14 protein-coding genes are annotated in these 16,140 nt (G+C 68.7%); 6 read left to right on the forward strand and 8 right to left on the reverse strand.

Annotated elements, in window-relative coordinates; genetic code table 11:
* Positions 1-30 precede the first annotated feature (30 nt).
* Entirely contained in the window at positions 31-447 is a 417-nt protein-coding gene (locus tag ACVCMG_RS08885) for a universal stress protein (RefSeq protein WP_395121100.1), read from the forward strand.
* Positions 448-461: 14 nt separating this feature from the next.
* Here ACVCMG_RS08885 and ACVCMG_RS08890 read toward each other — a convergent pair whose 3' ends face one another.
* The 3 genes from ACVCMG_RS08890 to ACVCMG_RS08900 all read right to left on the reverse strand — a co-directional run bounded on the left by ACVCMG_RS08890 (position 462) and on the right by ACVCMG_RS08900 (position 2,086).
* Positions 462-911, reverse strand: coding sequence for a DUF6491 family protein (locus ACVCMG_RS08890; RefSeq protein WP_447105420.1), 450 nt, complete (start codon positions 909-911; stop codon positions 462-464).
* Between the two features lie 68 nt (positions 912-979).
* Positions 980-1,708, reverse strand: coding sequence for a hypothetical protein (locus tag ACVCMG_RS08895; protein ID WP_447097448.1), 729 nt, complete (start codon positions 1,706-1,708; stop codon positions 980-982).
* Between the two features lie 75 nt (positions 1,709-1,783).
* Positions 1,784-2,086, reverse strand: coding sequence for a DUF3247 family protein (locus tag ACVCMG_RS08900; RefSeq protein WP_395121096.1), 303 nt, complete (start codon positions 2,084-2,086; stop codon positions 1,784-1,786).
* A 129-nt stretch (positions 2,087-2,215) separates the two neighbouring features.
* Between ACVCMG_RS08900 and ACVCMG_RS08905 the strand changes: the two genes are divergently transcribed.
* The 4 genes from ACVCMG_RS08905 to ACVCMG_RS08920 all read left to right on the forward strand — a co-directional run bounded on the left by ACVCMG_RS08905 (position 2,216) and on the right by ACVCMG_RS08920 (position 6,161).
* Positions 2,216-3,133 carry an arginine deiminase-related protein gene (locus ACVCMG_RS08905; protein WP_447113900.1) on the forward strand — a complete coding sequence of 306 codons (918 nt, stop codon included), beginning with the start codon at positions 2,216-2,218 and terminating at the stop codon, positions 3,131-3,133.
* A 216-nt stretch (positions 3,134-3,349) separates the two neighbouring features.
* Entirely contained in the window at positions 3,350-4,021 is a 672-nt protein-coding gene (locus ACVCMG_RS08910; RefSeq protein ID WP_447097450.1) for a glutathione S-transferase family protein, read from the forward strand.
* 91 nt (positions 4,022-4,112) lie between these two features.
* Positions 4,113-4,454: a hypothetical protein gene (locus ACVCMG_RS08915; RefSeq protein WP_395121091.1), complete on the forward strand. Its 342-nt coding sequence runs from the start codon at positions 4,113-4,115 to the stop codon at positions 4,452-4,454.
* Positions 4,455-4,562: 108 nt separating this feature from the next.
* Complete coding sequence (locus tag ACVCMG_RS08920; RefSeq protein WP_447113901.1) at positions 4,563-6,161, forward strand: MFS transporter; 1,599 nt, start codon at positions 4,563-4,565, stop codon at positions 6,159-6,161.
* Between the two features lie 55 nt (positions 6,162-6,216).
* Here ACVCMG_RS08920 and aceE read toward each other — a convergent pair whose 3' ends face one another.
* From aceE to rsgA, 5 genes are all read right to left on the reverse strand, one after another.
* Complete coding sequence (gene aceE / locus ACVCMG_RS08925; protein WP_447101098.1) at positions 6,217-8,943, reverse strand: pyruvate dehydrogenase (acetyl-transferring), homodimeric type; 2,727 nt, start codon at positions 8,941-8,943, stop codon at positions 6,217-6,219.
* A 165-nt stretch (positions 8,944-9,108) separates the two neighbouring features.
* Positions 9,109-9,798: a class I SAM-dependent methyltransferase gene (locus ACVCMG_RS08930; protein ID WP_447113902.1), complete on the reverse strand. Its 690-nt coding sequence runs from the start codon at positions 9,796-9,798 to the stop codon at positions 9,109-9,111.
* Between the two features lie 133 nt (positions 9,799-9,931).
* Complete coding sequence (locus ACVCMG_RS08935) at positions 9,932-12,223, reverse strand: NADP-dependent malic enzyme (RefSeq protein ID WP_395121087.1); 2,292 nt, start codon at positions 12,221-12,223, stop codon at positions 9,932-9,934.
* Positions 12,224-12,326: 103 nt separating this feature from the next.
* Positions 12,327-13,598 carry a flavohemoglobin expression-modulating QEGLA motif protein gene (locus ACVCMG_RS08940; RefSeq protein ID WP_447097455.1) on the reverse strand — a complete coding sequence of 424 codons (1,272 nt, stop codon included), beginning with the start codon at positions 13,596-13,598 and terminating at the stop codon, positions 12,327-12,329.
* Between the two features lie 69 nt (positions 13,599-13,667).
* Entirely contained in the window at positions 13,668-14,723 is a 1,056-nt protein-coding gene (gene rsgA, locus ACVCMG_RS08945) for a ribosome small subunit-dependent GTPase A (RefSeq protein WP_447097456.1), read from the reverse strand.
* Between the two features lie 165 nt (positions 14,724-14,888).
* Between rsgA and ACVCMG_RS08950 the strand changes: the two genes are divergently transcribed.
* Positions 14,889-16,133 (forward strand): aminotransferase class I/II-fold pyridoxal phosphate-dependent enzyme, encoded by a 1,245-nt coding sequence (locus ACVCMG_RS08950; protein WP_395121084.1) that lies wholly within the window; start codon positions 14,889-14,891, stop codon positions 16,131-16,133.
* Positions 16,134-16,140 lie beyond the last annotated feature (7 nt).

A 16,140-nucleotide genomic window follows, 5' to 3' on the forward strand; every position in this document is an offset into this window, starting at 1 on the left:
GGGTGGGCCTCGCAGCGCAAGGAGATCGAGATGATCAAGTATTCCCTGGTGGGTTACGACGGCTCGGATGCGTCGCAACGGGCATTCCGGTTCGCGGTCGAGCTGGCCCGCTGCACCGGCGGCCGCGTGCGCGTGGTGTGGGTGCTGCAGGTCAGCGAAGGCGGCGCCGACGCCTGCGCGCTGATGATGGCCGACTCCGGCACCCAGCGTGCGCAGGAACTGCTGGCCGAACTGGCCACGATCGTGCCGGACTCGGCCCAGCTGGTGGACATCGAGCTGACCCACGGCAGCCCCGGCGACGTGCTGCTCAGCCAGGTCGACGAGCACGGCGTGGATCACATCGTGATCGGCCACACCGAACGCGGTGCACTGGCGCGCTGGCTGCTGGGCTCGGTTTCGGGCAACGTGCTGGCGCGCGCGCACGTACCGGTGACGATCGTGCGCTGACGGCAGCGGTTTTCTCAGTGGTCGGCCGCCGGCGTCTCGCGCGGTTTGGCGTCGATCTTGCGCTGCGTCTCCTGCGCGATGTGCAGTTGCCTGACGTCGATCGGCCGGATCTGCGAGATCACGCAGGGCGCGTACGGCCCGCCGGTCAGCACCTTGTCGAAGCGGCTGAACACGGTGCCGGAACTGGAGGTAAGGCCGATCGCCTGCGTGAACGGCAGGTTCTGGCAGGGGCCGTCGAGGTCGAGCAGCCAGGCCTGACTCGGCCGGGTGTAGACCACCACCTGGTGGTCGCCGAGCGGCTCCCACGACCACAGGGTGAAGAAATGGAAACTGCGCACCGGCGCACCGGCCGCGCTGGCGTATGCCGCCTCGCGCTGCCGTTCGCGCTGCGCCAGGGGCACGCTGGAGCAGGCGGCCAGCACGGCAACCAGCGCGAAAACGAGGCAGGAACGAACAGTGGACATGGCGAATCCTCCACGGAAAGACATCACGGACAACGCGCCAACCCGCAGTGACGTGTACCGCGCGACGCTCAGCGCTTGCCCGCCTTGCGCACCGGCTGCCACCTGGCAGGGTCGAAACCGCCGACTTCGTAGACCAGGTGACGATCCCTGGTGCCCTCCACCTGGGTGACGTCCAGCTGCAGCTTGCGGGTCTTCTCCAGCAGCGCGATGAAGGCCTTGTCGTCGCGGATCATCAGCGCCGGTTCGCCGCCGTCGGGGGCGAATGCCTTGATCCGCACCGGCTTGCCGTCGGCCTGGCCGGTGATGGTGCAGTTGCCGCGGCACACGAAGCCGGGCTTGCTGCCATAGAGGAAGGCACTCTGGCCCCAGCTGGTATGCCGGCGCAGCACCAGCCGCACCGGCTCGCCGTCGTCGCCCTGGCTGTAGATGCTGGCGGTCGATTGCGTGCCGCCGGCCATCGGCGCGACCTGGTAGGTCCACAGCGCGGCCAGCCGGTTCTTTTCGCTGTTTTCCTTGTAGCGCTTCTCGATCGCGGGCAACGTCTGCATCACTTCCTTCGCCGCATCGCTGTGCGGGAAGCGTTGCACGATGTCCTTGCCCATCGTCACCACCATCTCGTCGTTGTGCAGTTTCAGCAACTGGCGATAGGTGTCGAGGTTGCGCGCCGCGGTGGCGGCATCGGCCGCGGCTTTCTGCTGTTGCGCGGTGAGCTCGGGCGTGCCCGGGCCTTGCGAACAGCCGGCGAGCAGCACGGCGCAGAAAGCCAGCGGGGCACAACGGAGCAGGACGCGATTCATCGACGGCATACCAGGCGAAGGGCAGCGGCTAGCTTGGAACGATCCGCGGTCGCGGTGCAACCGCGCGGGATGCTTTCAGCTCTCGCTGGCCATGATCGAATCGACGTGCTCCACCCGCCTGATCCGATCCAGCCATACCCGCTGGTGCCACGTCGGAACATCCGGGCGCTCCAGCTGCACCTCGGCGTTGATGCCTTCGCGGCCCTGCGGGTCGCGAAACACCTGCACGCTGGGCCGCATGCTGACCACGCCGTCGCAACTGCTGCCATCGCTCAGCAACAGCACCACGTGGCCATTGGCAGGCAGCTGGTGCACCAGTGCCTCCAGTCGATCGATGTCGTCCTCGCGGACGAGGACGCTGGGTGCGTTTTGGCCCATGCGACAGCCCTCACTGACCAGTGGAAGCCCGACCCTATCCGCGCCCGCGGCAAGGGCGCGTCAACGAAGCGCGCCCGGGGACGGGAACGGATATGCTGCCAGCCCGCGAGAACCCATGGAGCCGTCCCGTTGATCACCACGTCGCCCAGCGAATTCCTGCACGCCTTCGCCACACTCGCGCCACGGGACGGCGCCGCCGCCACGGCGCGCGCCGCCTATCTGGTGGCCCCGGCAGAGTTCGCCCTGGCGGCGGAATCGGCACGCGACAACCGCTACATGGACATGAACCTGGCGGTCGACCCGCTCAAGGCGCTGGCCCAGCACGGAGCGCTGGCGCAGGCACTGCGCGCGGATGTGCCGGTGTTCACCTTCCCCGGCGATCCGGCAACGCCTGACGCGGTGTTCCCCAACAATGTGTTCGCCACCGCATCGGGGCGGCTGATCGTCGGCCGCATGCGCCATCCGGTGCGCCAGCGCGAGGCCGAACGCCACGACATCCGCGCCTTCTTCGGCGAGGTGCTGGGCTATGACGAGATCGACCTGTCCGGCTGCGAGGGCCTGGTCGCCGAACTGACCGGCTCGCTGGTCATCGACCGCGCCCGCGGCGTCGGCTACTGCGGCCTCAGCGAACGCTGCGACATGGCTGGCGCGCAAGCCATGCACAAGGCTTTCGACTTGCGCCTGACCTACTGTTTCGAGCTGGCCGACGCCGAATACCACACCAACGTGTTGCTGACTCTGCTCGCCAGCCGCGCGGCGATCATCGCGGCCGATGGCTTCCGCGATCCGGCCGCGGCACAGGCGATCGCCACGGCGTATGGCGATCGCGCGATCTGGCTGACGCCGGCACAGAAGCAGGCGTTCGCCGGCAACGCCATCACGCTCTCCGACGAGCGCGTGTGGATGAGCGCCCGCGCCGCCGCCTCGCTCACCGGCGCACAGCGCGCGGCGCTGGCCGGTTACGGCTTCACCATCGGCGCAGTGGAACTGGGCGAGATCGAGAAGGCCGGCGGCAGCCTGCGCTGCTGCGTGGGCGAGATCTACTGATCGCGAGCCGGGAGATCTCCGCGGATCGCCAGCACCAGACGAATCAGCGCTTCGCGGGCCCGCCGACGCGGCTGGAATTGCACGCACTGAACAAGGGCGCGACGTACGTGGTGACGGTGGAGGCATCCGACGAACGCGGGGGGTCGGGGCTGTCGCGGATCGCGGTGCCGGAACCCCGAGCTTGCAGCTGGCGGTGCGGTACGTTCTGATGCACGGGTGATCACCGTCCATCATCTCGACAACTCGCGCTCGCAGCGCATCCTGTGGCTGCTGGAAGAGCTCGGCCTGCCATACGAGATCAAGCGTTACCTGCGCGATCCCGGGACCATGCTGGCCCCGGCGGAGCTGCGCGCGGTGCACCCGCTGGGCAAGTCGCCCGTCATCACGGACGGCGAACTCACGCTGGCCGAATCCGGCGCGATCGTCGAGTACCTGGCCGATCGCCACGGCGCCGGCACGCTGATTCCCGCGCACGGCACGCCCGAACGGCTGCGCTGCAACTACTGGCTGCATTACGCCGAAGGGTCGGCGATGCCGCCGCTGCTGCTCAAGCTGGTGTTCCGGCGCGTCGAGGCGGCGCCGATGCCGTTCTACGCCAGGCCGGTGGCGAAGCGCATCGCGCGTACGGCGCAGCGCGGTTTCGTCGATCCGCAACTGAAACTCCATCTCGACTACATGGAAGGCGAGCTGGGCCAGCGCGACTGGTTCGTCGGCGACCGCTTCAGCGTGGCGGACATCCAGCTGAGTTTTCCGCTGGAAGCCTTCGCTGCGCGCGGCGGACTGGATGCACGTCATCCGCGGCTGTCCGCCTTCCTGCAGCGCATCCATGCGCGGCCCGCCTACCAGCGCGCGCTGCAGCGCGGCGGCGAGTATCGGCTCGGCGGCTGAACGGCGCGATGGTCACGGCGACCTGGTTTTACGCGGTGGTCACGGCGCCACAGGCAGATTGGCGTTCCCGCTGTACCTGAAGGAGACCGCCATGCATCACCGGGAAATCGAGCAGCATCTTCGCGATGCCGCGGAGGTCGCCGCCGAGCGTGCCGGCGACCGTGCGCACGAATACGCCGACGGCGCCGGCAGCGCGATGCGTGGCCTGTTCCGGCACGGCCAGCGCATCCGCGACCGCTTCTCCGACCGCGGCAGCGACTACCGGCGGCAATTGACGCGCGTCGCCGGCGATCTCGCCGACGAGGCGAACTACCGCTATCGCCGCGCACGCCGCCAGGTGCAGCGGCATCCGGTGGCCACGGTCGCGATCATCGCCGGCACCATCGGCGCGTTCCTGCTGTTGCGTCGCGCATTCCGCAGCGACGACGAATGAACCACTGAACCACGCGCAAGCCGCCCCGGCACCGGTAATGGCCGGCGTCGTGGCGGCATGCCGCCGAGTCGCTGCTAAGCTGCGACTTGCCCTTCCGGCGGTCGTCGCATGGCTCGCACCGATCTCACTTTCCATCACCCGGTCGCATTCTGGCTTGGCTGTGCCGCGGTGATCGCCGGCGTGCTGGCGCATCTGCCGATGCTGGCGATGGCCGCGCCGATGCACTACCGGCTCGCCGGCATGCCGATGGACGGCCTGATGCTCGCCGGCATGGCGCTGGTGCCGCTGGGCGTGCTGCTGGCGGCCTACGGGCTGATGCCGCGGATGGAGCAGATGCGCCGCACCGCCCATCCGGATCGCGGCGCGGTGTCGTTCCACGTCGCCGACAACGTGCCGCTCAACCGCGAGCACTGGAAGCTGGTCGGCGTGCTCACCGTCGCGCTGGCGGTGGACGTGATGAAGCCGGCCACGATCGGCTTCGCGATGCCGGGCATGGCGGCCGAGTACGGCATCAGCGGTTCCACCGCGGGCTTCCTGGCCTTGTCGGCGCTGACCGGCACCGTGGTCGGCTCGGTGGTGTGGGGCCGGCTGGGCGATCTGTTCGGCCGCCGCGCGGCGATCCTGCTGTCGGCGCTGATGTTCATGGGCACGGCCATCTGCGGCGCGATGCCGGCGTTCGGCGGCAACCTGGTGATGTGCTTCATGATGGGCGCCGCCGCCGGCGGCATGTTGCCGATCACCTTCACCCTGATGGCCGAGACCATCCCCACCCGCCATCGCGGCTGGTTGCTGGTGGCGCTCGGCGGCGTCGGCACCTCGGCCGGCTACCTGCTCGCTTCCGGCGCGGCGACGCTGTTCGAGCCGACCTACAGCTGGCGCTCGCTGTGGCTGCTGAACCTGCCCACCGGTGCGCTGATCGTGCTGCTCAACCGCTACATTCCCGAGTCGCCGCGCTTTCTCGCGCTGAGTGGCCTGGAGGACCAGGCGCGCGCGGTGCTGCGCCGCTTCTCGGGCCAGGCGGCATCGACCGACGCCTTGAGTGCCGGCGTGGTCGTCGCGCCGACGATCGCGGCGCGCGTCGGCATGCGCCAGTTGCTGCGTGGCCGCCACGCGGCGATCACCTGGGGCCTGCTGACCTGCGCCGTCGCCTGGGGCCTGGCCAACTTCGGCTTCCTGCTGTGGCTGCCGGCGAACCTGGTCACGCTGGGCGTCGACGCCCAGGCCAGCGCGGCGCTGCTGGCGCGCTCGGCGATCCTCGCCCTGCCCGGCATCGGCCTGGTGGTGTGGGGCTACCAGCGCTGGAGCAGCATCCGCACGCTGGTGCTGTTCATCGCGCTGACCGCCGCGGCGCTGCTGCTGTTTTGCATGATTGGGGCCATGCAGTTGCGCTCGCCGGCGCTGACCACCACCGCCACGGTGCTGTTGCTGCTGAGTATCAGCGGGGTGATCGCCACGCTGATCCCGTACGCGGCGGAGATCTATCCCGCGCACCTGCGCAGCAGCGGTGCCGGGCTGATCGCCGGCGGCTCGAAGTTCGGCGGCATCCTCGGCGCGGTGGTCGGCGTGGCCGGGTTGTTCGAGCATTTCGCGCTGTCGGCGCTGCTGATCGCGCTGCCGATGGCGGTCGCCGCGGCGATGCTCGCCCGGCGCGGCATCGAGACCCGCGGCCACGCACTGGAAGCGATCCAGCAGGCGCTGGCGAAATAGCGCGCAAGAAAAAGCCGCCCCGAAAGGCGGCTTCCCCGGCCCGTATCGCGGGCGATCACACGGTCAGCGGATTGGGCTTGTCCGGATCGAGCTTGTACTCCTTGATCGCGCGGCTGACGTCCTTGGCGTTGACCTTGCCTTCCTTTGCCAGCGCGGCCAGCGCGGCGTGGGCGATCCAGTAGCGGCTGATCTCAAAGAACTCGCGCAGGTGCTCGCGGGTATCGGAGCGACCATAGCCGTCGGCGCCCAGGGCGGTGAACGAGCGACCCTCGGGCACGAAAGCGCGCACCTGGTCGACCACGCCGCGCACGTATTCGCTGGCGGCGATCACCGGGCCGTCGCGCCCGGCCAGGTTGGCGGTGACGTGCGGCACGCGCTGCTTCGCTTCCGGATGCAGGCGGTTCCAGCGCTCGCAGTCGAAGCCGTCGCGCGACAGTTCGCTGAAGCTGGGGCAGGACCAGATGTCGGCCTTCACGCCGAAGTCGGCATCCAGCAGCTCGGCCGCCGCAATCGCCTCGATCAGCGAACCGCCCGCCGCCATCAGCTGCACGCACGGCGCGCCGTTCTTGCCCTTGCTCTTGCCCTTGCCTGAATCCCGATTCCCCAATCCCGAGTCCCGGAACAGATACATGCCCTTGACGATGCCGTCGTAGCAGCCCTCGGGCATGTCCGGGTGGACATAGTTCTCGTTGGTGGTGGTGATGTAATAGAAGACGTCCTGCTGCTCTTCGTACATCTCCTTGACGCCGTGGTGCAGCAACACCGCCACCTCGTACGACCAGGTCGGGTCGTAGGCGCGGCAGTTGGGGAAGGTGCCGGCCATCAGGTGCGAGGCACAGTCCGAATGCTGCAGGCCTTCGCCGGGGAAACTGGCGCCGGCGGTGGCGCCGACCAGGAAGCCGCGCGCGCGCTGGTCGCCAGCGGCCCAGATCAGGTCGCCGATGCGCCGGAAGCCGAAGAACGAGTAGTAGATGAAGAACGGCAGCATCGGCTGGTTGGACAGCGAATAGCTGGTGCCCGCCGCGATCCACGCCGACACGCCGCCAGCCTCGGAGATGCCTTCCTGCAGCACCTGGCCGTCCTGCGCCTCGCGGTAGTACAGCAGCTGGTCGGCATCCTGCGGACGATACTTCTGGCCGAACGGCGCGTAGATGCCGATCTGCCGGAACATGCCCTCCATGCCGAAGGTGCGCGCCTCGTCGGCCACGATCGGCACCACGCGCGGGCCGAGCTGCTTGTCGCGCAGCAACAGGTTCATGCCGCGCACCAGCGCCATGGTGTTGGAGATCTCGCGCTCGCCGCTGCCCTTGGTGATCTGCTCGAACGCGGACAACTCCGGCGCCTTGCACGGCACGTCGGTGCGGCGGCGGCGCTGCGGCAGGAAGCCGCCCAGCGCGCGACGGCGTTCCAGCATGTATTCCACCTCCGGCGAGTTCGGGCCGGGGTGGTAGTACGGCACGCTGTCCAGCTTGTCGTCGGGCACCGGAATCTGGAAACGATCGCGGAACGTGCGCACGGCATCGCCGGTCATCTTCTTCTGCTGATGGGTGGGGTTCTCCGCCTCGCCCGAGCCGATGCCCATGCCGTAACCCTTCACCGTCTTGGCCAGGATCACCGTGGGCATGCCCTTGGTGTTCACCGCCGCGTGGTAGGCGGCGTAGACCTTGTGCGGATCGTGGCCGCCGCGATTCAGGCGCCAGACGTCGTCATCGCTGAAGTTGGCCACCATCTCGCGGGTCTGCGGGTACTTGCCGAAGAAATGCTCGCGCGTGTAGGCGCCGCCGAAGGCCTTGCAGGCCTGGTATTCGCCGTCCACGGTTTCCATCATCAGCTTGCGCAGCGTGCCGTCCTTGTCGCGCGCCAGCAGCGCATCCCAGTAGCTGCCCCAGATCACCTTGATGGCGTTCCAGCCGGCGCCGCGGAACACGCCCTCCAGCTCCTGGATGATCTTGCCGTTGCCGCGCACCGGGCCGTCCAGCCGCTGCAGGTTGCAGTTGATCACGAAGATCAGGTTGTCCAGGCCTTCGCGGCCGGCCAGCGAGATCGCGCCCAGCGATTCCGGCTCGTCCACTTCGCCGTCGCCGAGGAAGCACCATATCTTGCGGTCGGTCTTGGGTATCAGGCCGCGGTTCTCCAGGTAGCGGAAGAACTGCGCCTGGTAGATCGCCTGGATCGGACCCAGCCCCATCGACACGGTGGGCACCTGCCAGTAGTCCGGCATCAGCCACGGGTGCGGATAGGAAGTGAGCGACTGCTCGCCGCCGACCACGTCGGCGCGGAACAGGTCGAGCCGCTCCTCGCTGATGCGGCCTTCGAGGAAGGAGCGCGCATAGATGCCGGGGCTGATGTGGCCCTGGTAGCCGATCAGGTCGCCGGGGTGGTCGGCGCTGGGGGCGCGCCAGAAATGGTTGAAGCCCACGTCGTACAGCGTGGCCGAGGAGGCAAAGCTGGCGATGTGGCCGCCCAGCGAACCGGGCCGGCGGTTGGCGCGCACCACCATCGCCATCGCGTTCCAGCGGATCAGGCAGCGGATGCGCCACTCCATCGCCGCATCGCCGGGGCTCTTGGCCTCCATCCCGGGCGGGATCGTGTTGACGTATTCGGTGGTCGGGTTGAACGGCAGGTAGCCACCCGAGCGACGGGTGGTGTCGACCATCTTCTCCAGCAGGTAATGCGCGCGCTCGGTACCGTCGTGCTGGATCACCGCATCGAGCGAATCGATCCACTCGCGGGTTTCGGTGGGGTCAAGATCCTGGTCCAGGATTTCGTCGAGCTGGTCCATCGGGGTTCTCCACGGCACCGTGGGGTGTGCCTGCAAAAGGTTCGCGCCGCCGGGGCCGCGGCGCGACAACGGCTTAGTTTAGCGGTCTGGGCGGGTGCCAGCCAAATAATGGTCCATGCGTCAGCGTATGAACGCCGGCACAAGCCACGAAAGCCGAACATCCGGCTATCTCTGCAGGATCGCTATGCTCTGACCCAGCGCCGAGGAGGTTCTCCAAGGTGCCTCGGTGCTGCCGACAAACCTCAGGCCGTGATAACCGAGTTTGTCCGCCCACAACTCGATCTGCGAACGTTCCAGAAACTGGTTGAGGTGCGGCAGCGTTGCCGAGCGTTGCACATCGACCGTGGCCTTGAACTGCGCCCAGTGATCCGGCTCGGAAAACTCCAGGAACGAAAACATCACCACTCCATCCGGGCGAACCACGCGGCGCAGTTCCTCCAGGTAGATGTAGCTTTCGTGATGCAACAGATGAGTAAACACGCTGAATGCCGTTGCCATGTCGCAAGATGCGTCCGGCAGAGGTACCGCAAGTGAACGGTTCAGGATGAAACGGTAATTCTTCGGCGATTTCTTCTTTGCATATCTCAGCAACGCTTTGACGACGTCGATGCCGCAATACTCGATGGACATTTTTCGCCCAAGCGCCGCGGCAAGGCGGCCACTGCCGCAGCCCAGGTCCACCAGAGAGTGACCATCGCGCAGACCGGCATGGCCGACAATGTCCGCCTCTATCTGGCCGATTTGTTCGTAACCCCCACCTCCTACGGCACGGCTCATCGCCTCGTCCAGCGAATATTTCCAACGCAATCGCCTGACCAGACGTTCGTAGTCTTCAACGAAGTGAAATTTTGCCATCGTGTTTCCTGTCGAAACCTGCCACGTGAACGTGCGAACAGGTGTCATTGCATCATGGCCACATGATTGGGACGGCGCGGCTGCCGTCGCCCGGCGCGAAGAGTCGGCACATCACCGCCACATGGTTAGCGCATCAACCGCGCCGGCTGCCCTGCGCGGCGCGGATCTGCGCATCGACCGCGGCCACCGCGGTCATGTTGACGATGCGGCGCACGGTGGAGGCTGGCGTGAGGATGTGCGCGGAGCGGTTGACGCCCATCAGGATCGGCCCGATCGAGACGCCGTCGGTCATCACCCGCACGATGTTGTAGGCGATGTTGGCCGCGTCCAGGTTCGGCATCACGAACAGGTTGGCGCGACCGCTGAGCGTGGTGTGCGGGAACATGCGCTGGCGCAGCGCCTCGTCCCAGGCGGTGTCGGCCTGCATCTCGCCGTCCATGTCCAGCTTGGGCGCGCGCGCCTTGAGGATCTGCCAGGCCTTGCGCATCTTCGCCGCGCTGGGGTTGTCGTGGCTGCCGTAGTTGGAGTGCGAGAGCAGTGCCACCTTGGGCTCGATGCCGAAGTTCTTCAGCCGGTAGCAGGCCTGCAGCGTCGCCTCGGCGATCTGCTCGGCGGTGGGATCGACCTGCACGTGGGTGTCGAGGAAGAACCACGCGCCCTTGTCGTTGATCACGCCGCTCATCGCCGAGGTGCACGACACGCCCGGGTCGAGCCCGAACACGCTGCGCAGGTAGCCGAGTTTCTTGTGGTAGCGACCCACGATGCCGCAGATCATGGCGTCCGCCTCGCCGCGTTCGACCATCATCGCGGCGATCAGGGTCGGCCGCGAGCGCAGCAGGTTCTTCGCCGCCGCCGGGCTGACCCCGCGCCGCTCGGTCATGGCGTGGTACTGCTGCCAGTAGTCGTTGAAGCGCGGGTCGTCGTGGATGTTGGTCAGCTCGAAATCCACGCCGGCGCGCATGCGCAGGCCCAGCCGCTGGATGCGCGTGTCGATCACGTCCGGGCGGCCGATCAGGATCGGCCGCGCGATGCGCTCGTCGATCACCGTCTGCACCGCGCGCAGCACGATCTCCTCCTCGCCCTCGGCGTACACCACCCGCTTGGGATCGGCGCGGGCGCGCTCGTACACCGGCTTCATCAGCAGGCCGGTGCGGTAGATGAACTGGCCGAGTTTCTCCTTGTAGGCGTCCATGTCCACGATCGGCCGGGTGGCCACGCCCGAATCCATCGCGGCCTGCGCCACCGCGGGCGCCAGCATCACCAGCAGGCGCCGGTCGAACGGGCGCGGGATCAGGTATTCCGGGCCGAAACAGGGGATCTCGCCGCCGTAGGCACTGCCCAGGTCGGAGGCCTCCATGCGTGCCAGCGCGGCGATCGCGCGCACGCAGGCGGTCTTCATCGCCTCGTTGATCACGGTGGCGCCCACGTCCAGCGCACCGCGGAAGATGTAGGGGAAGCACAGCGCGTTGTTGACCTGGTTCGGATAATCCGAACGGCCGGTGGCGATGATGCAGTCCGGCCGCACCGCCTTGGCGTCTTCCGGGGTGATCTCGGGGTTCGGGTTGGCCAGCGCCAGGATCACCGGGCGCTCGGCCATCGTGGCGACCATCTCCGGCTTGAGGATGCCGCCGGCGGACAGGCCCAGGAACACGTCCGCCCCCGCCACGATCTCGGCCAGGCTGCGCTTGGGCGTGTCGCGCGCGTAGCGCGCCTTGTCCGGGTCGAGGTTGCTGCGGCCGGTGTGGATCACGCCCTCGCGGTCGAACGCGAGGATGTTCTCCGGCCGCACGCCCAGCGCCACCAGCATGTCGAGGCAGGCGATGCCGGCTGCACCGGCGCCGGTGGTGGCGAGCTTGATGTCCGCGATGTTCTTGCCGACCACCTCCAGCGCATTGACCAGGGCGGCGCCGACGATGATCGCGGTGCCGTGCTGGTCGTCGTGGAACACCGGGATCTTCATCCGCTCGCGCAGCTTGCGCTCGACGATGAAGCACTCCGGCGCCTTGATGTCCTCCAGGTTGATGCCGCCGAAGGTGGGCTCCAGGCTGGCGATGATCTCGACCAGCTTGTCCGGGTCGTTCTCGTCGATCTCGATGTCGAACACGTCGATGCCGGCGAACTTCTGGAACAGGATGCCCTTGCCTTCCATCACCGGCTTGGCCGCCAGCGGCCCGATGTCGCCCAGACCAAGCACCGCGGTGCCGTTGGTGATCACCGCCACCAGGTTGGAGCGTACGGTGTACTCCGCCGCCGTCGCGGGGTCCTCGACGATCGCGTCGCACGCCGCCGCCACGCCCGGCGAATACGCCAGCGACAGGTCGCGCTGGGTCAGCAGGGCGGTGGTCGGGGTGATCTTGATCTTGCCCGGCCGCGGATGACGGTGATACTCCAGCGCGGCGAGGCGCAGTTCTTCGGGGAGGGCCATGGGAGGGGCTTTTTTCCAGTGAGTGGGCGCCATCGCGCGAGCGCGGATGGCTGGCGAGAATGTTAGCACCTGGGCCTGCGTCGCTGGCCCACGCCCGGCGCCCTCACGCGCCCGGCAGCAGGTCGTCCTCGCGCACCCGATCCATGTGGATGCCGTTGATGAACACCGAGAACGCCAGCTTTCCGGCCAGCCCGTGCACGTGCTGCATCCATGGCGGCAGCCAGCGCGGCGGCACGATCGCGCCGGAGGCGAAATGCGGCTGCAGGCTGATCACGTCGTGCAGCGCCAGCTTGCCGGCGAACAGATAGCGCAGCAGATCCAGCCGGCGCTGGCGCAGGGCCCAGCGGAAGAACGTGTGCACGGTGAGCAGGCCGGACAGGTAGACGTTGTCCTTGGCGAACACCGCGCCGCCGCCCGGCGGCACGCCACGGAACACCCGCTGCGCCGAGTGGAAGCTGTCGGCCACGCTCTGCCCGCGCGCATGGAAGTAGCGATAGACCTCGACGAAATCGGCGCCGCCCAGTGCCATGTCGATCGCCACGATGCGCAGGCTGATGCGTTTCAGCCGGGCGATGTCGATCGCCCCCGACATCAGCTCGGCGAATACCGCCAGCCCTTCCTGGGTGGCGGTGACCCGCGGCGAGGTGCGCCCCAGCGACGCCAGCAACGGCTGGCGCCGGCCGTTCAGCGCGGTCAGCGAATGCACGAAGGCCTCGTGCGCCAGCAACTGGTGGTGGTCGTACTGGCTGAAGCTGGCGCCGCCGCGCAGGCGGATGCGGGTGGCGCCGGCGGCGGCCTTGGCGGTGAGCTCGGGATCGACCTCGACGCGGATCGTGCCGTCGCCGAAGAAGACATCCAGCGTCTCGGCCAGCGCCGCGCGCAGCACCTCCGCGTCGATGTCGCCGCCGTCGTCGGCGAGCAGGTCGGCGCCCAGTTCGTCGGACAGCTCGACGAAATAGCGCGCGGCATCCAGGTTGCTGCGCTGGCTGCCGGGGATGCGGTCGTCCGGCTTGCCGTACAGCGCGATCGACGGCGCGGTCACGCCGGCCGTACCCACCGCTTCGAGCATCTGCGCGGCGACCTGCCAGGACTCGGCGGTGCGGCGCAGGTACTCGCCCAGCGGATCGCCCGCGCCGACCTCCACCGCCGCCGTCTCGATCGCCGCCAGTTCGGTGCGCGCCGCCGCCAGTCCGGGCACCTGGTAGGACACCGCCGGCAGGCTGAAGCGGCCCTGGCCGTAGGCCTCGATCATGCGGTTTTCCAGCGACGCGGGCCACGCCACCGTGGGCAATATGTGGATGCCGCGCACCGCCGCCAGCAAGCGCTGGTCCAGCGCCGCGTAGCGTTGCAGCTCCGGTGCAATGGCCGCGTTCATCGCGAGACCCCGGCACGCCGCGCACCGTCGGCGCGAATTCTTCCCGGGCCGCCCCCGCGCGCCATCGAACTACTCCCGCTCGCGCTTGACGCGGTGGCCGCGCGGCGGCTCCAGCGGGCGGCCGCCGCGCTGACGGCGCAATCGCGCTTCGAGGGTGGCGGCTTGTTCCTCGCGCTCGTCGTGCAGCTTGAGATAACTGCGCCAGCGCTCGGCGCTCAGCTCGCCGGTGTCCAGCGCCACCTGCACCGCGCAACCGGGCTCGCTGCCGTGGCCGCAATCGGCGAAGCGGCACTGCTCGGCGAGCGCCTCGATGTCGGCGAACAGGTCGAGCTGCTCCTCGCCGGTCAGTTTCAGCTCGCGCATGCCGGGGGTGTCGATCAGGCAACCGCCCGAAGGCAACTGCAGCAGCGCGCGGTGGGTGGTGGTGTGGCGACCGCGGCTGTCGTGGCTGCGCACGGCGGCGGTGGCCATGGTCGCGGTGCCGAACAAGGTATTCGTCAACGTCGATTTGCCGGCGCCGGAGGAGCCCACCAGCACCGCGCTGTCACCCGGCTGCAGGTAGCGCGCCAGCTCCTGCGCGCTGGCGGGGTCCTTGCAGTTGAGCGCATGGATCGGCGTGTCCTGCGGCAGGCGCGCGCGCAGCGCGGCGACCTTCGCCGCCGCATCCTCGTGCTTGTCCAGCTTGCTCAGCAGCACCACCGGCTGCGCGCCGGAGCCTTCGGTCAGCGACAGGTAGCGCTCGATGCGGGCGGGGTTGAAGTCGCCGTCCAGCCCGGTCAGCACCAGCACGTAGTCGACATTGGTGGCGATCAGCTGGCGCTCGTAGCGCTCGCCCGCGGCGGCGCGCGACAACATGCTGCGGCGCGCTCCCACGCTGACGATGTGCGGCGGCGTGCCGTCGGCCACCTCCACGAAATCGCCCACCACCGGTCGCTCGGCGGGGTCGATGCCGCGCTTGAGGAAGCGGCCGTCCGGCTGCGCGCCGAACAGTGCGTGGCCATCGTGCAGTTCATAACCGGCGCGATGCTGCGCCACCACCCGCGCCAGGCGCAGGCCGCCGGCCGGCAGGCGGTCGCCGCGCCAGCCGATATGCCGCAGCCGCTCGATCGTTTCGACATCACTCATGGCGAGGCTTGCCTGGCATGGTGGGGCGATTATGCCCTGCCCGGCCACGGCCCGACGATGGCCAGCGTCGCGCCCGCCGATCGGCTCGCGCTGCACTGCATCACGCTGCTAGCATCCACGTCGCCGGCGTTCGCGCCGTTTCCCACCCGCAAAGGAACCCAGGCGTTGGCTCCGATCATCCCCAGTGCGCACCTGGCAGACGTGCGCTACGAGATCCGCGGTGCGCTGACCCGCCGTGCCCGCGAGCTGGAATCCGCCGGACGCGACATCATCAAGCTGAATATCGGCAACCCCGGCCGCTACGGCTTCGAGGCGCCGGCGCACCTGCGCGAGGCGATCGCCAGCCACCTGCACGAGAGCGACGCCTACGGCCACGAGCAGGGACTGGAAGCGGCGCGCGAGGCGATCGCCGCGCAGCAACGCAGCCGCGGAGCGCGGCACGTGCAGCCCGAGCGCATCTTCATCGGCAATGGGGTCAGCGAACTGATCGACCTGGCTTTGCGGGCTCTGCTGCAGCCCGGCGACGAGGTGCTGCTGCCGAGCCCGGACTACCCGCTGTGGAGCGCGGCCACCATCCTCAACGGCGGACGGCCGCAGTACTACCGCTGCCCGGCCAGCCGCGGCCACCTGCCCGACCCGGACGAGGTGGAGGCGCTGGTCACCCCGCGCACCCGCGCGCTGGTACTCATCAACCCCAACAACCCGACCGGCGCGGTCTATCCGCGCGAGCTGCTGCAGCGGCTGGCCGAAGTCGCAGCGCGGCACGGCCTGTTGCTGCTCGCCGATGAAATCTACGACGAGATCCTCTACGACGGCGCGCACTTCCAGCCACTGGCGGAAGTCGCCGGTGAATTGCCCTGCCTGAGCTTCGGCGGGCTCAGCAAGGTGCATCGCGCCTGCGGCTATCGGGTCGGCTGGATGAGCCTGTCCGGCGCGCCCGCGGGAACGTCGGTGTATCGCGACGCGCTGCAACTGCTGGCCGCATTGCGTCTGTGCGCCAACGTGACCGCGCAGTGGGCGGTGCCGCCCGCCTTGCAGGACGCGCCGACGATCGGCGCCCTGACCGCGCCGGGCGGGCGCCTGCACGAGGCGCGCGCGGCGGTGCTGCAGGGAGTCGCCGCCAGCGAACACCTCGACCTGGTGGCGCCGGCCGGCGCGTTGTATGCGTTTCCCGCGGTGCGCGCCGAACGCATCCCGCAGTTCGACGACGAATCCTTCGCCCTGCGCCTGCTCGAAGAGGAGTCGGTGCTGGTGGTGCCCGGCAGCAGCTTCAACGTGTCGCGCAGCCGCCACTTCCGGCTGACCCTGCTGCCGCCGCCCGCGCAGCTGCACGAGGTGTTCGTGCGGATCGAGCAGGTGCTGCAGCGGATGGCGCGCGAACAGGCGGACAACGCCGTCATCGCGGCCTGAGGCTTGC

It is taken from the genome of Rhodanobacter sp. UC4451_H18 (genome assembly GCF_052978225.1).

Coding starts and splice junctions, on each gene's coding strand:
- ACVCMG_RS08885 (WP_395121100.1), top strand. CDS start 31: ATGATCAAGTATTCCCTGGTGGGTTACGACGGCTCGGATGCGTCGCAA.
- ACVCMG_RS08890 (WP_447105420.1), bottom strand. CDS start 911: ATGTCCACTGTTCGTTCCTGCCTCGTTTTCGCGCTGGTTGCCGTGCTG.
- ACVCMG_RS08895 (WP_447097448.1), bottom strand. CDS start 1,708: ATGAATCGCGTCCTGCTCCGTTGTGCCCCGCTGGCTTTCTGCGCCGTG.
- ACVCMG_RS08900 (WP_395121096.1), bottom strand. CDS start 2,086: ATGGGCCAAAACGCACCCAGCGTCCTCGTCCGCGAGGACGACATCGAT.
- ACVCMG_RS08915 (WP_395121091.1), top strand. CDS start 4,113: ATGCATCACCGGGAAATCGAGCAGCATCTTCGCGATGCCGCGGAGGTC.
- ACVCMG_RS08920 (WP_447113901.1), top strand. CDS start 4,563: ATGGCTCGCACCGATCTCACTTTCCATCACCCGGTCGCATTCTGGCTT.
- aceE (WP_447101098.1), bottom strand. CDS start 8,943: ATGGACCAGCTCGACGAAATCCTGGACCAGGATCTTGACCCCACCGAA.
- ACVCMG_RS08930 (WP_447113902.1), bottom strand. CDS start 9,798: ATGGCAAAATTTCACTTCGTTGAAGACTACGAACGTCTGGTCAGGCGA.
- ACVCMG_RS08935 (WP_395121087.1), bottom strand. CDS start 12,223: ATGGCCCTCCCCGAAGAACTGCGCCTCGCCGCGCTGGAGTATCACCGT.
- ACVCMG_RS08940 (WP_447097455.1), bottom strand. CDS start 13,598: ATGAACGCGGCCATTGCACCGGAGCTGCAACGCTACGCGGCGCTGGAC.
- rsgA (WP_447097456.1), bottom strand. CDS start 14,723: ATGAGTGATGTCGAAACGATCGAGCGGCTGCGGCATATCGGCTGGCGC.